At 60.5% G+C, this 13,650-nt stretch carries 10 protein-coding genes and 3 tRNA genes; 7 read left to right on the top strand and 6 right to left on the bottom strand.

Annotated elements, in window-relative coordinates:
* Window positions 1-98 precede the first annotated feature (98 nt).
* The 6 genes from cas2 to IIY41_RS00885 form a co-directional block, all read right to left on the bottom strand.
* Entirely contained in the window at window positions 99-401 is a 303-nt protein-coding gene (gene cas2 / locus IIY41_RS00910; RefSeq protein ID WP_347879750.1) for a CRISPR-associated endonuclease Cas2, read from the bottom strand.
* Window positions 402-411: 10 nt separating this feature from the next.
* Window positions 412-1,308, bottom strand: coding sequence for a type II CRISPR-associated endonuclease Cas1 (gene cas1, locus IIY41_RS00905; RefSeq protein WP_154523211.1), 897 nt, complete (start codon window positions 1,306-1,308; stop codon window positions 412-414).
* A gap of 23 nt (window positions 1,309-1,331) precedes the next feature.
* Window positions 1,332-4,586, bottom strand: a complete 3,255-nt coding sequence (cas9, locus tag IIY41_RS00900) for a type II CRISPR RNA-guided endonuclease Cas9 (RefSeq protein WP_287399213.1) — start codon at window positions 4,584-4,586, stop codon at window positions 1,332-1,334.
* Between the two features lie 442 nt (window positions 4,587-5,028).
* Window positions 5,029-5,104: transfer RNA gene (locus IIY41_RS00895), tRNA-Gln, on the bottom strand.
* A 51-nt stretch (window positions 5,105-5,155) separates the two neighbouring features.
* Window positions 5,156-5,231 (bottom strand) — tRNA-His (locus IIY41_RS00890).
* Between the two features lie 6 nt (window positions 5,232-5,237).
* Window positions 5,238-5,314 (bottom strand) — tRNA-Arg (locus IIY41_RS00885).
* A gap of 184 nt (window positions 5,315-5,498) precedes the next feature.
* On the opposite strand from IIY41_RS00885, the gene IIY41_RS00880 reads away from it, so the two are divergent.
* The 7 genes from IIY41_RS00880 to IIY41_RS00850 all read left to right on the top strand — a co-directional run.
* On the top strand, window positions 5,499-6,317 hold the full coding sequence (locus tag IIY41_RS00880) for a transketolase (RefSeq protein ID WP_009324329.1): 819 nt from the start codon (window positions 5,499-5,501) through the stop codon (window positions 6,315-6,317).
* Window positions 6,310-7,242: a transketolase family protein gene (locus tag IIY41_RS00875; protein WP_009324330.1), complete on the top strand. Its 933-nt coding sequence runs from the start codon at window positions 6,310-6,312 to the stop codon at window positions 7,240-7,242. Before IIY41_RS00880 ends, IIY41_RS00875 begins: the two co-directional genes overlap by 8 nt.
* An 875-nt stretch (window positions 7,243-8,117) precedes the next feature.
* Window positions 8,118-8,561, top strand: a complete 444-nt coding sequence (mraZ, locus tag IIY41_RS00870) for a division/cell wall cluster transcriptional repressor MraZ (RefSeq protein ID WP_242853528.1) — start codon at window positions 8,118-8,120, stop codon at window positions 8,559-8,561.
* Between the two features lie 3 nt (window positions 8,562-8,564).
* On the top strand, window positions 8,565-9,488 hold the full coding sequence (gene rsmH / locus IIY41_RS00865) for a 16S rRNA (cytosine(1402)-N(4))-methyltransferase RsmH (protein WP_009324334.1): 924 nt from the start codon (window positions 8,565-8,567) through the stop codon (window positions 9,486-9,488).
* A gap of 231 nt (window positions 9,489-9,719) precedes the next feature.
* A complete protein-coding gene (locus IIY41_RS00860) occupies window positions 9,720-10,193 on the top strand; it encodes a cell division protein FtsL (protein WP_009324335.1) in 474 nt (157 codons plus the stop codon).
* Between the two features lie 145 nt (window positions 10,194-10,338).
* Window positions 10,339-12,687: a penicillin-binding transpeptidase domain-containing protein gene (locus tag IIY41_RS00855; RefSeq protein WP_287399204.1), complete on the top strand. Its 2,349-nt coding sequence runs from the start codon at window positions 10,339-10,341 to the stop codon at window positions 12,685-12,687.
* A gap of 55 nt (window positions 12,688-12,742) precedes the next feature.
* On the top strand, window positions 12,743-13,650 hold a 908-nt coding region (locus tag IIY41_RS00850; protein WP_287399202.1), incomplete at its 3' end, for a Mur ligase family protein.

The raw sequence follows: 13,650 nt of genomic DNA, 5'->3' as shown, positions 1-13,650 counted from the left end.
TGAGTTGTAGTTCCCTAACAGTTCTTGGTATGGTATAAAGACTGTTGCAAAAAGCGCTTCAGGCTGCGGCCTGAAGCGCTTTTTGTTCTTCCCGAAAATCAAAACAGCGTAAGCTGTTCGCATGCAAAGGATGTATCTGCCGGGGAAAAGGGGCCGAGCAATATCTCGATCGATTGATATTGTTTTTCCGTTACCACCAACAGGCGCACAGCGCCATTGGCCGGCAGCTGCCCTGTCAGCCGCGCCCGGTGCTTGGCCACGGCGTCGTTGCCGTTGCATACGCGGGCATAAACCGAGTATTGAAGCATGTGATACCCGTCTTTTATCAAAAAATTGCGAAAAGCAGTGGCTTCCCGCCGCTGCTTTTTTGTTTGGACGGGCAGGTCAAAAAATACAAGCATTCTCATAAATCTACTCATAGCCGTGGGGCTGCCATGCCAGCAGCTTCGGCAGCGCCAAAGCGCCGCCCTTTTCCATGCCGGTGCGCAGGCTTTGCACCAGCCGTTCCATGGCGTAAGCCACGCTGTGGTGCTGTCCGCCGGAAAGAATGTCAGCGTTCATCAGCCCGAACAGCGCGTGCTTGAGCGCGGGGGCGAGCGTGCTTTCCTCGTCCACATTGGCGGCTACATACAAATCCACAACCGGGCGGAACGGCTCCATAAGGTCGTCCGCCAGATTGTATTGGTTCAGTTGGCTGCAATGGTGCAGCCCCTCCCACGGCAAAAGCCCGTAAACTGCGGCGCAGCGGGCGGCATAGCCGCGCAGAATGGCATAGCCGTAATTGAGCGCGGCGTTGCGGCCATCGTCGGCGCTGCGGGTAAAGCCTGTGCCGAACAGGGCGGGGAAGTAATATGCGGCGGCGGCTGCCTCCAGATTGTCCTTATCGCCGCTTGTCACGGCGCGTGCGCGGGAATGCAAAAAGGCCGCTTCTTGTGTTTTGCCGCACAGCGCCAGACATTCCGCCTGGTTGTCGATTTTGGCGGTGACGAGCTGCTGCCAGAAGCGTTTTTTGGCGGGCAGCGTCAGCGAAAGCTGCGCGCGTGCCGCGGCAAGCTGGCGGCTGTGCTGCGCGTATGGCAGCAGCACGCCGCAGGGTAAATGCTTTTCGTCGCACACGAACACAGCCGTGCCGTTTTGCGCCAAAGCGGAGAGCGCGGCCGCCGAAAGCGTGGCGCGGCGGCTTTCCAGCATCAGCGCGCTGATGTCCTCGATGGGCACGGTGCGGCGCTGGTCGGTTTCCACAACAAGCTGCTCATTGCGGGTGCTGATGTGTGCGGGGTTGCTGACGATCACGCATCGGTAGGACATAACCGCCTCCTTTTTTGAGGGGATCAGCGGAATTTCTGCCGCGTTTCCTTGTGAACGGGGAAGACATTGCCCAGAACATCTACTTGATATTTACAAAGGGACTTTAGGGTTTTGAGCCCAAGGCTTGGGATACCATAAGAATTGTCATGTGTGCGGACGGTAATAGTTCCACCAGAAATACCACCGCTCACGAAATATACAAATGCACTTGCCTGCGTCCGCGTTTTCTCCAGCGTGCTGTCCGCATTCTGCACCGTAAACTTCAGCCCGCTTTTATGCTCCACATACACAAGGTCGTTGGGGTACAGCGAAAAGACAAAATCCTCCTCGCGCATTTCCTGCCATTCGCTGTATGGCTTATGGGCCACCACCGCCCGGTTCGGCAGCTCCGGCTTCAGGGTGTCTGCCACATATATGGGCACCCAGTAATAGCCGTCCCCGGGTACAAGGAACACATCGATGCGCACCATCGTGTCGTTGCTGGCCGCGCCGCCGTGCACAGGCACGGTGAGCGTGGCTTTTTCGGTTGTCTTCACCTTGCGCACCAGCGGGCCGGGCGTGCCGTCCGCTTTCGGCTTGTAAAACGGCTCGGCAAAGGCCTTTTTGCCGTCGCCGCCAAAGCGGCGCAGCTGCGCCTTGAGCGCCTCGTACAGCAGCGTATCGCTGGAGGGCATATAGTAGTCTTTGATTTCTCCGTCTTTGTCCAGTTTCAGCTCTGTCAGGGCCTTGCGCACCGTCAAGAGGCCTTCGTCTGCCGCGGCGGCGCCCTTGATGGTTTCCTTGTGGCCCGGGCCGGTCACCTTGCGGCGCGGCATGCGGGAAACAAACACCGGGCGGATATGCTCTGTGCCATATTCGCAGTAAAATTCCGGGTTGATGTCCAGAAGCGGTTCGCCGGGCTGCTCGGAGAGCCGTACGATCAGCTCGTCGCGGAAGCGCGGCCAGGGCGCGGGAAAGCGCTCCTTTGTGCGGGCGTGCTGCGAACCGGCGCCGTCGGCATCCTGAAGATATTCGCCCTCAATGTGCCCGTAATAGCCGGAGATCCGGCGGATCATGCCGTCTGTTGTGCAGGCGATGACGGCGGCGTCCAGCGCGTGGTGCAAATCGCCGTCCGCGCGCACCTTGGAAAGCCCCCAGCGCTTGCGCAGATGCGACGTTACCGCACCGCTGACGGCGAAAACGCGCTTTTTGCCAAGCGCTTCGGACTGCGCAAATGCAAGATGGTCGGAAATGTAGTTGTACAAAAAGCGCGCCATGTGCTGCGTGTCCTGCAGATTGCGCTGCCGGAAGCCCTCGGCTTCGTCCCCGGAGAGCTTTTCGCGCAAAAGGTTCTGTCGCTTGCGGTAGTCGCGCACGCTGCTGTTTGTCCAGACGATAAAGTCTTCGCGCCGTTTGCCCTGCAGGTATTGCAGCGGCAGGCGGTTGCCCTTTTGCCGGTTTTCGGAGGAAAGCACCAGCACCTTGTTGCTGCGCCGGTCGTCAAAGCTGAGGCTGTACGGCACAATGTGGTCCACGTCCACATAGCCCGGCTCAAACAGCCGTTCCACGTCCAGCCGCCGGAGCGAATAGGCGCACACGCCGTCCTGCTCTTTCCAGAGGCGGTATTTCACAAGGTCCTGCCCGGTGGGGGAGAGCAGGTGGAACGTATCGCGCAGCTCCTGCATCAGGCGTTCGTTCTGCGCGGCGTTTTCGCGCATGGAGCGGTCCAGCTCCTGCCGTTCGCCGAAAGTTTTGCTCAGCTCGCGCGCAAGCTCAATGCGCACCCATGCGGGGCTTGCGTCCATCTCGCGGATGATGCCGTTCACCACTTTGATCGTCTGCGCAACGGCGCGGCGTACCACAGGGCTTGTGATCTGCTCCATTTCCGGGGCGGCGGCAGGCAATGTAAAGGCGCGCTCACCTGCGCCGTGGCCCTTGAAATCGTACCCGGCGGCACTGCAGGCCTGGTCGTAGGTCAGCCCCTGCTCCAGATGCGGGATCAATTTTCTGCAGGCCTTCAGTGAAAGGTGGCCGAATTTTGAAAAGCCCGTAAGGCCCGCCAGCGCGTCGATCTCGGGTGCTTGGAAACCGGCCTCCGTCAGCTTTGCGCGCAGCGTGTCCTCGTTTTTGTAAAGGGAAAGCGCGGTGGCGGCCGCGTCGCGTTGGGAAATGCTTAGGGAGGAAATACGGCCCTTTACAACGCCGTCCAGCGCCTTGCGCATTTTGTGGTATGCGGGCAGGCAGGCGAACTTTTCCTTTTTTTCGCTCTCTTCAAGCGTTTCGTTTGCCCGGCAGCGCACGCCGTTGAATTGTACCGTTTCCGGGAGCGCCAGCTCCTTGCGAATGCGGGCAAGGCTTATGTCCGGGGTTTTGTGCGCCAGCGAGAGAAGCTGTTGCCGCTGCGGCTGCGTCAGTGGGCGCGTTTCGCCGTTTTCCGCAAGGCGGATGTGGTTGAGCTTTTGCAGCAGCGAAAAATATTCAAACGAATAGGCGGCTTTTGCCGCGCGCGGCTCATCCGGCTCGAATGTGCAGCGGCCCACCATTTTTTCCACCTGGTTGCCTCCGTAGGGGCTGTTGCCGCCCGGCCCCTCGTCAAACGAACGCTGGCGCAGAAGAATGGAAAGATATTCCGCCTGCAGCTCCGGTGCGGCCCAACTGCAGCCCATTGCACGCTGGCGCTCGAACAGGATGGAGGCCTCCTCTGCCACCATATCCCGCCCGACGGTGGAAAGGTAATCGTCAGCCTTATTGCGCTTGTGAAGCGCGAAAGCCTCGTGCCGGTACAGCATTTCGCCCACGGTGCGCCAGCCGCCCTGGGCCATGCGCCGGCGGTTTTCGTTCACAGCGGCCAGAAGCCGCCCATCCTCGCCGTCCGAGGCGGTTCGGCGGTTGCTTTTAAACCCGCGGCGCTGGGCAAGGTGCAGCAAAATGCGCGAAAATTCGGCCTTGCCGACCGGTTCGTCCAACGCGCGCGTGCGCAGCGCATAGATGTCTTCCAGGCCGCCCGCTTCAAACATTTGCGCGAGCGCTTCCCGGGTGGAAAGGCCGCTGCGTTCCAGCAGGGCGTAAACGTCCGCACGGCGCAGCGCCTTGCGGCGCAGACGGCGGCGCATCCCGCGCGCCATGCGCCGCGGCGCGGCAAGGCTTTCGCCCGTCTTGGGCTGCTCGGCCTTGTCGAAAATGCGTACACCCAGACGGTGCAGTCCAACAGGTTCGCCCGTGCCGTTCAAACCGACGACGGCCCAGCCGACAGACGCCACGCCGATGTCCAGCCCGATGCCATACAATGTGTTTTTCATATTACCGCCTCTTTCACCAGCATTTGCATGAAAAGGTCCTGCTTTTTACGCTTCCATTTATATCATGACCGAATTACGTTGCAGCCGTCAATCAGCACAGTGGATAAAAATATCCGTGTCTTTTGGGCAAAAAAGATGACGCCCCGCTGAAAGCGAGGCGTCAGAGCTTTACGGTGCTAAGACCTTATCATAGCAACCATAACAGTTCTTGGTATGGTATAAGAACTGGTTTCAGTATAACAGTTGTTTGCGGGAATGTAAAGCCTTCGACGCGAAAATTTTTTGCCGGTTGTGCTTACAAGGAGGCGCCGCGCGCCAAGGCGCGCCTTGGAAAAGCCGGGCCGCCTTGGCGGATGAAAAAACAAGAAGGCGGCGCAGCGGGCGTATGAGCCGCCAATGCCAAAAGACCGCAAAGAATCAACGTTCTTTGCGGTCTTTTGGCTGGTTGGGCCAGCTGGATTCGAACCAGCGGAATGCGGGAGTCAAAGTCCCGTGCCTTACCACTTGGCGATGGCCCATTATTGCAGAACGGCAAATCCGCATGCGAATTTGCCGTTCCTGATTTTAAATGGGGTGGGAGATGGGACTCGAACCCACGACAACCAGAACCACAATCTGGCGCTCTACCAACTGAACTACACCCACCATATTTGGTGCGCCCAAAGGGACTCGAACCCCTGGCCCACTGCTTAGAAGGCAGTTGCTCTATCCACCTGAGCTATGGGCGCAAATGTAAGCCACGATCGGGACACTGCTTGGATATTTTACAATAAGACGACCGGAGTTGTCAAGGGTATTTTTGAAGAAAAAGCATATTTCATGAAAAAATCTTCAACCGCTTGACGGCATGGGCCGTGACGCGATAAACTGTTAGGCGGAACCGTGTGAAAATAAAGAACGGAGGATCAGAAAATGGAACTTGCATTGCAACAGGAAAAAGCAAAGCAGCTGCGGGCCGACATCGTGAAGATGACGTATCTCGCAAAATCCGGCCATCCGGGCGGCTCGCTGTCTTGCGTGGAGATGCTGATGGCGCTCTATTATAATATAATGAAGGTGGACCCCTCCAACCCGGGCTGGGAAGAACGGGACCGCTTCGTGCTCAGTAAGGGCCATGCCTGCCCCGCGCTGTATGCCGTTCTGGCGGACAAGGGGTATTTCCCGCGGGAGGACCTCTGGACGCTGCGCAAGTTCCACAGCCATCTGCAGGGCCATCCCGATATGCGCAAGACCCCGGGTGTGGACGCCAACACCGGCTCGCTGGGCCAGGGCGTTTCCATTGCCGGCGGCATGGCGCTTGCCGCAAAGTATAAGGGCGAGAGCCACCGCGTGTTCGTCATCACCGGCGACGGCGAGAGCCAGGAGGGCCTGGTGTGGGAGGCCGCCATGTCCGCCGCCCACTATAAGCTGGACAACCTTACCGTTCTGCTGGACCACAACGGCCTGCAGATCGACGGCACCAATGACGAAGTGATGGGCGTGGGCGATATGATGGCCAAATACGAGGCTTTCGGCTTCGCGTGCGTAAAAGTGGACGGCCACGACATCGGCGCCGTTGTGGAGGCGGTGAACACGCCGCACCCGGGCAAGCCGCTGTTTGTCTGCTGCGAAACGCACAAGGGCCACGGCGTGTCCTTCATGGAAGACCAGGTGGGCTGGCACGGCAAGGCGCCGAACAAGGAGCAGTATGAGCAAGCGATGAAAGAACTGGGGGTATCCGACAATGGCTGAGAGCAAATCCCTGCGTATTGCCTACGGCGAGGCGCTGGCCGAGCTGGGCGCGGAGAACGACAAGATCGTCGTGCTGGACGCGGACCTTTCCAACGCCACCATGACGAACCGCTTTTCCGCGGTGTATCCGGACCGCTTTTTTGATTTCGGCATCGCCGAGGCCAACATGGCCTGCGCGGCCGCGGGCTTTGCCCACGAGGGGCTGATCCCCTTCATCAGCACGTTCGCGCTGTTCGGCGCGGGCCGCGCTTACGAGCAGATCCGCAATTCCATCGCGTATGTGAACGCCAATGTGAAGTTCGGCTTTTCCCATTCCGGCCTGTGCGTGGGCGAGGACGGCGGCAGCCACCAGAGCATAGAGGACATCGCCCTGATGCGCGTGATGCCCAATATGACGATCTTTGTGCCCTGCGACGCCGTTGAGGTGCGCAAGGCCGTGCGCGCGGCCGCGGCCATCGAAGGCCCGGTGTATATCCGCGTGGCGCGCCCGGTGTGCGAATGCTTCACCGACGAGAGCACGCCCTTTGTGCCCGGAAAGGCGAACATCATGCGCGAGGGTGGCGACGTGGCCATCATCGCCATGGGCCTGATGGTGGCCGAGGCGTTGAAGGCCGCTGACCTGCTGGCGGCGGAGGGCATCCGGGCCACTGTGGTGAACATGCACACGGTGAAGCCGCTGGACGAGGATGCGGTTTTGTCCGTGGCTGAAAAATGCGGCGCCGTTGTGACGGCCGAGGAGCATTCCGTCATCGGCGGGCTGGGCTCCGCGGTGGCCGAGGTGTTGGCGGGCAGGTCCGGCGCCAAATTCGCGCGCGTGGGCATCGAGGACCGGTTCGGCCAGTCCGGCACGCCCGCGGAGCTGTTTGCTGACTACGGCTTGACAGCGGAGAACATTGCCGAAAACGCCCGCCGCCTGGTGAAGTAAGCGCGAAAAAACAGGTTGACTTTGTTTCCATTTATTCGGCTTTTTCGCTGGATTCTTACAAAAAAATTACAGTTTGCCATTCTTTCCCGCAAAACCCTTAAATTTACAAATATTTTTCCTGAAAACTGCAACATTTTGGCCCTCTGCGTCGTATACTAAGCAGAGGGCACAAAAAGCAGTGTCCCGGATTGAAGCGTGGACGGCGGCGCCAAAGGCGCAGCCGACGGAAAATATGCGGAAAGGGCGTGTGGAATTTATGACGACTTCGATCACTTCTTTTATGGACAACCTCAAACAGATTTTTGGGCTGGTTTATTCAGACACGCCCACCGAATCCTACGAGGAAAGCGAAGAGTACGAGGACTGAGCTTTGTGCGAAAGCGCAGCCGGCCTTTATAAAAGCGTCCCGGGCGGTTTTGCCGCTAACCTCTGAGGGTCACCGGACGCTTTGTGCTGCGCAGCCGGTTTCCCTCAGTTCTCCTTTCCGGCGCACAAAAGGGCAATTTCGCGCACTTCGCACACAAAATTGCCTTTTGTATGGTAGAGGTATTTGCCCGCCCGGCGTACGTCCGGGCGGGCAAACGTTTTTTTATCTTTTTCGACAGGCTGGGGCGGGCACCTTTTCAGGTGCCCGCCTTTTTTGCGTTTGTCCGTTTGCACGCCGGCAAAACGCCCGCCAACGTGTCTTTCGCGCGCCCGTGCGGAGAAACGCTGCGGTTCCCAAAGAAGATACGCCCGGAGACGTGTTTCGACACGGTCAAAAACGGTTCGGCGTCGAAAACTTTCACAGAAAAAGGGTTGATTTTTACAGGGACGCCCCTTATAATTGAAACAGAAGTGGGTAAAAGTGGGTAAAAGTGGGGGAACTCCCCCATGTGCCGGGAAGGTGGTGGCTGGAAATGCTGATCGGCGAGTACAGCTATGCCATCGACGACAAGGGGAGGCTCAATTTCCCGCCCAAATTCCGCGAGGCCATGGGCGGCACTTTCATCGTCACCCGCTGGCTGGACGACTGTCTGGTGGCGTTTCCGGAAGACGAATGGGAGCGCATTTCCGCACTTCTGTCCGAAAAAAGCATGGTGAAATCCCGTGACGTGCAGCGCTTTCTGTACGCCACCGCCGTGGAGGCGTCGCCGGACAAGCAGGGGCGCATCCTGCTGCCCGCCAACCTGCGCCAGCATGCGAAGCTGGAAAAGGACGTTACGGTCATCGGCGTGGGCCGCCATGCCGAGATATGGAACACGCAGGCCTGGCAGCAGATGAACGAGCGCCTGCGCAGCGGGCCCATCGCCGCCGCCATGGAAGAATTGGAGTTTTAAGCCATGAGTTTTCATCACATCCCTGTCCTCCTCGCGGAATGCATCGACGGCCTTGCCATCCGGCCGGACGGCATTTATCTCGACGGCACCGCGGGCGGGGCAGGGCATTCAAAAGAGATCGCCGCGCGCCTCACGACCGGCCGCCTCATCGCGCTGGACCAGGACCCCGACGCCGTGGCCGCCGCGTCGCAGCGCCTGGAAGGGCTGCCCGCCACGGTGGTGCAGAGCAATTTCCGCTATGCGGACAGGGCGCTGGCCCAGCTTGGCGTGGACGGGCTGGACGGCGTGCTGCTGGACCTGGGGGTTTCCTCACACCAGCTGGACGAGGTCTCGCGCGGCTTTTCGTATCAGGGCGACGCGCCGCTGGACATGCGCATGAGCCAGAGCGGCCCCACGGCCGCCGACCTTGTGAACACCGCCTCCCGCGCGGAATTGTGCCGTATCCTCAAGGAATACGGCGAGGAGCCGTATGCCTGGCAGATCGCCGGGAAGATCGAAAGCGCCCGCGCCGCCGCACCCATTGAAACGACGGCGCAGCTGGTGCAGGCCGTCGCCTCGGCGCTGCCGCCCGCGGTGCGCCGCAAGGACAAAAACCCCGCGCGCCGCACTTTCCAGGCGCTGCGCATCGCCGTGAACGGTGAGCTGGACGCACTGAGTGAAGGGCTGGACGTGCTGTTTGCCGCACTGAAGCCGGGCGGGCGCATGTGCGTCATCACGTTCCATTCCCTGGAGGACAGGCTCGTCAAGCAGCGGTTCCGCCAGTGGGCCACGGCCTGCACCTGCCCGCCGGAGTTCCCGGTGTGCGTATGCGGCGGGAAGGCCAGGGCAAAGCTCATTACCAAAAAGCCCGTTGAGGCAGCCGCCGGGGAACAGGCGGAAAACCGCCGTGCGCGCAGCGCAAAGCTGCGCATACTGGAAAAGCTGTAACGCGGCCGGGGCCGCATTGCATATTTGAGGCAACGCCGCACAATTCACGGCTGAAGCCTTAAGCGTCGCCTCGCTTGCAGATTTTTCGGCAGCCGTCACAAAAATGCTCGCGAATACACAAAGTATTCGCTGCGCTTTTTGTTTAACCTGCCAAAAAACCGGCCGGCGCGATTCGACGCTTAGAATTGTACGGTATTGCCTTGAAACAAAAAAGAAAGGAGAGAGGACGCCATGCAGACGAATGCAGCGTACGACCTTGAGCGGTTCGCTCCGCGGGAGCAAAAGCCGCGTCTGCGCGTGGCCGGGCAGCCAAAGCCAAAGCGGGGGCTGGCGCGGTACAATTTAAAATGGATCAAAGCCGTGGCGTTCGCTTCCGTGTTTCTGGCGCTGGTTTGCAGCGTGCTGTACTCGCAGGTGCAGTCCACTGAGCTTTCGGCCCAGATCCGCACGCAGGAGGACACCCTGGCCGACCTTCAGAGCGAATATACATACCTGTCCAATGAGATGGAAATGAAAACAAACCTTTCGGCGGTGCAGGAATATGCAACGAATACGCTGAAAATGGTAAAGATGGACCGCTCACAGGTGACGTATGTGACCACCGGGCAGGAGAACAAGGTGGAGCGCTCGGACACCGGGCTGGCCCGCCTGGCGGGCGAGATATCGCAGACGGTGGCCAGCTTTATGGAATACCTCACGCCCTGAATCAATAAGTATTATCACCGCCTTTCTTCCTCTGCCGAGCCGTTCGTGCGGGAAAAGCCGGTGATAATTCTTTTTATGCCCGCGTTCGACCGTTTGCGCGGCTGGCCCGCGCCCTTTGACAACAGCGATATCCCGGGAGGCAGAGATGAAAAAACAGCCGGAACACAATCGAAAGAACGTACCGCCGCAGGACACGGCGAAGGCGCCCAAGAGCGCGGTGTCCCGCAGCATGCGCACGCGCGCCATCGTGCTGGCCGCGCTGTTCGTGCTGGTGGGCTTTGGGGCCGTTGTATACAACCTGTACCAGCTTCAAATCGTGCAGCACGACGAACTGGCCGCCCGCGCCGAAAACCAGCAGCTTGCGGACGAGACCATCACGCCCAACCGCGGCGTTATCTACGATTCCGATATGAAGGTGCTGGCCCGCAGCAACAAGGTGTGGACGGTGGTCGCCTCGCCCCGGGACATGGCCAAAAGCGGCACGAATATCAACGACGTTGCCGTAAAGCTGGCCGAGCTGCTGGAGCTGGACGCCCAGAGCATTTTGGAAAAGCTTCAGAAGAGCGAAAGCAACTATCAGCTCATCAAGCGGCAGATCGAAAAGCCGGTGGCGGACGCCATCACGGCCTGGATCACCGAGTATAACGCATCGGACAAGGGAAAAGATACTCCTGTCGCGGGCATCAGCCTGGTGCAGGACGCGAAGCGTTATTATCCCTACCAGACGCTGGCCTCAACGATCATCGGCTTTGTGAACGCGGACGGCAACGGCGTGCTGGGCATCGAGAGCTATTACAACGATACGCTCAAGGGCACCGCCGGGCGCGTGGTGGGCATGAAGAACGCCTGGGGATACGATTTGCCAAACGGCACCTACGAGGCGGCCTATGACGCCGAGGACGGCAACGGCCTGGTGCTGACGCTGAACGCCAGCATCCAGAGCACATTGGAAAAATACCTGCAGAACGCCGTGGACCAGTATCATGTGGAAAACCGCGCGGTGGGCATCGTGATGGACGTGAACACGGGGGCGATCCTGGCCATGGCGACGATGCCGGACTACAACCTGCAGGACCCTTACACCATTGCGGACGAGGCGCTGGCGGCACAGATCGCGGCCATTGCGGATGAAAACGAACGGGCGGACGCGAAATATACCGCGCAGTGGGCGCAATGGCGCAACAAGGCGGTGGCCGACCTGTACTACCCCGGCTCGGTGTTCAAGGTCATCACGGCTTCGGCCGCGCTGGACTCCGGCGCGGCGAACCTGAACACCTCGTACACCTGCAAGGGCTCCATCACCGTGGCGGGCCGCACCATGCGGTGCGCGCACACCAACCACGGCACGCTGGACTTCTTCGGCGGCCTGGACGGCTCGTGCAACCCCTACTATGTCACGCTGGGGCAGATGATGGGGGCGGAGACGTTCTGCAATTATATGCAGGCCTTCGGCTTCTACGAGAAAACGGGCGTCGACATGGACGACGAGGGAACGACACAGTACGTCCCGCTGGAAAGAATGGGGCCCGTGGAGCTGGCCTCCTCCGCCTTCGGCCAGACGACGTCCACCACGCCCATCCAGATGATCACAGCGGCCTGCGCCGTCATCAACGGCGGATATCTGGTACAGCCGCACGTGGTAAAGCAGGTGCTGGACGCGGACGGGAATATCGTTGAAAACGTGGAGCCGGAAGTGAAGCGGCAGGTGCTCTCGGCCGAGACAAGCGCCACCATGCGCGAGCTGCTGACGAGAAGCGTAAATATGACGGCTGCGGATGGCAAGACGCTGACCGGCGGCAACAAGACGGGCTATGTGGCCGGCTATAAGGCGGGCGGCAAATCCGGCACCAGCCAGCGCAAGCAGGCGCTGTCGGACGAAGAGCAGACCTATTATTCCTCTTACTGGGGCTTCGCGCCCGGGGACGACCCGCAGATCGCGGTGCTGGTGATGCTGGACACGCCGCACGACGAACAGAGAACCTATTACGGCGGCCGTCTGGCCGCGCCCGTGGTGCAAAGTGTGCTGGACGAGGCGCTCCAGACGCTGGGGGTGCCCAAGGAGTACACCGAGGCGGAGCTGGCAAAAGTGGAGACGGCGGTGCCCAACGTGGTGGGCTCCAGTGTGAACGCCGCCGCCGGCAAGCTGCGCGAATCCGGCTTCAATGTGGACATCGAGCGCGCCACAGGCGATACCGTTCTGTATCAGTACCCGGCGGCGGGCACCATCGTGCCGCGCCAGTCCACGATCATTCTGTATTCGGAGGACCGCTCCGAGAGCGGCGGCGACCTTGTCACGGTGCCGAACCTGACGGATATGAGCTACGACGCGGCGTGCGCCACGCTGAAATCGCTGGGCCTGAACGTCAGCGAAAAGGGCGTGACGGGCGGCGGCAGCACCATCGTGGTCACAGAGCAGGACATTGCGGCCGATACGCAGGTGGAGATCGGGTCTGTCATCGAGGTGACGTTCCACGATACCACCGTTCTGGATTAACAGGCCGCGTCAGGGCGGCGGGCCGCGCGGCGCGGCACGAAAGGGGAGTGCATCCATGGAGTTACAGGTATTGTTCAGCGGCGTGCCGTATACCGGCACGCTGCCGCAGGGCGAGGCGGTGCTCGTTACGCAGGATTCCCGCCGGGCCTGCCCGGGCGCGGTGTTCGTGTGCGCCAGGGGCATGACGACCGACGGGCATGACCACGCGCGCAAGGCGCTGGAGGCGGGCGCCGTGTGCATCGTCACCGAGCGTCCGCTGGGCCTGCCCGGCGAGGTGCAGGTGGCCTCCGGCCGCAAGGCATACGCGCAGCTGTGCCAGAATTTTTTCGGCCGTCCCGCCGAAAAGCTGCGGCTGGTGGCTGTCACGGGCACCAACGGAAAAACCACCGTCACCACGCTCATCAAGCAGACGCTGGAGCAGGCGGGCTGCAAAGCGGGGCTCATTGGCACCATCCACACCGAGATCGACGCCATGGACGTGCCCGCAAAATATACCACGCCCGAGCCGTGGGACCTGAACGCGCTGTTCAGCCGCATGGTGCTGGCGGGCTGCACGTTCGCGGTAATGGAAGCCAGCAGCCAGGCGCTGGACCAGCTGCGGCTGTGGGGCCTTACCTTTGAGGTGGGCGTGTTCACGAACCTGACGCAGGATCATCTGGATTATCACAAGACCTTTGAAAACTATTTCGCTGCAAAGAAAAGCCTGTTCAGCCAGGTGAAGCACATGGTGGTGAACCTGGACGACAGCTACGGCCGCCGCCTGCTGGACGAGGTGCAGGGGCCGGAGCGCATCACCTTTTCCGCAGGCGACGACGCGGCGGATTACACCGCCCGCAACATCCGGCTCTCGGCCTCGGGCGTGAAGTTCGAGATGGTGGGCCGCGGCTTCATCCAGCGCATCGATTTCCCCATGCCCGGGGATTACTCGGTGCACAACGCGCTGGCGGCGGCGGCCGTTGCCGT

The organism is Ruthenibacterium sp. (assembly GCF_017421385.1).
GTDB classification, from domain to species: Bacteria; Bacillota; Clostridia; order Oscillospirales; family Ruminococcaceae; genus Ruthenibacterium; species Ruthenibacterium lactatiformans.
This window is presented reverse-complemented; position numbering and strand designations above follow the sequence as displayed.

Bases quoted from the DNA above. Each gene is read 5' to 3' on its own strand.
- cas2 (WP_347879750.1), bottom strand. From the start codon at position 401: ATGCTTGTATTTTTTGACCTGCCCGTCCAAACAAAAAAGCAGCGGCGG.
- IIY41_RS00880 (WP_009324329.1), top strand. From the start codon at position 5,499: ATGGAACTTGCATTGCAACAGGAAAAAGCAAAGCAGCTGCGGGCCGAC.
- IIY41_RS00855 (WP_287399204.1), top strand. From the start codon at position 10,339: ATGAAAAAACAGCCGGAACACAATCGAAAGAACGTACCGCCGCAGGAC.
- cas9 (WP_287399213.1), bottom strand. From the start codon at position 4,586: ATGAAAAACACATTGTATGGCATCGGGCTGGACATCGGCGTGGCGTCT.
- cas1 (WP_154523211.1), bottom strand. From the start codon at position 1,308: ATGTCCTACCGATGCGTGATCGTCAGCAACCCCGCACACATCAGCACC.
- rsmH (WP_009324334.1), top strand. From the start codon at position 8,565: ATGAGTTTTCATCACATCCCTGTCCTCCTCGCGGAATGCATCGACGGC.
- IIY41_RS00875 (WP_009324330.1), top strand. From the start codon at position 6,310: ATGGCTGAGAGCAAATCCCTGCGTATTGCCTACGGCGAGGCGCTGGCC.
- IIY41_RS00860 (WP_009324335.1), top strand. From the start codon at position 9,720: ATGCAGACGAATGCAGCGTACGACCTTGAGCGGTTCGCTCCGCGGGAG.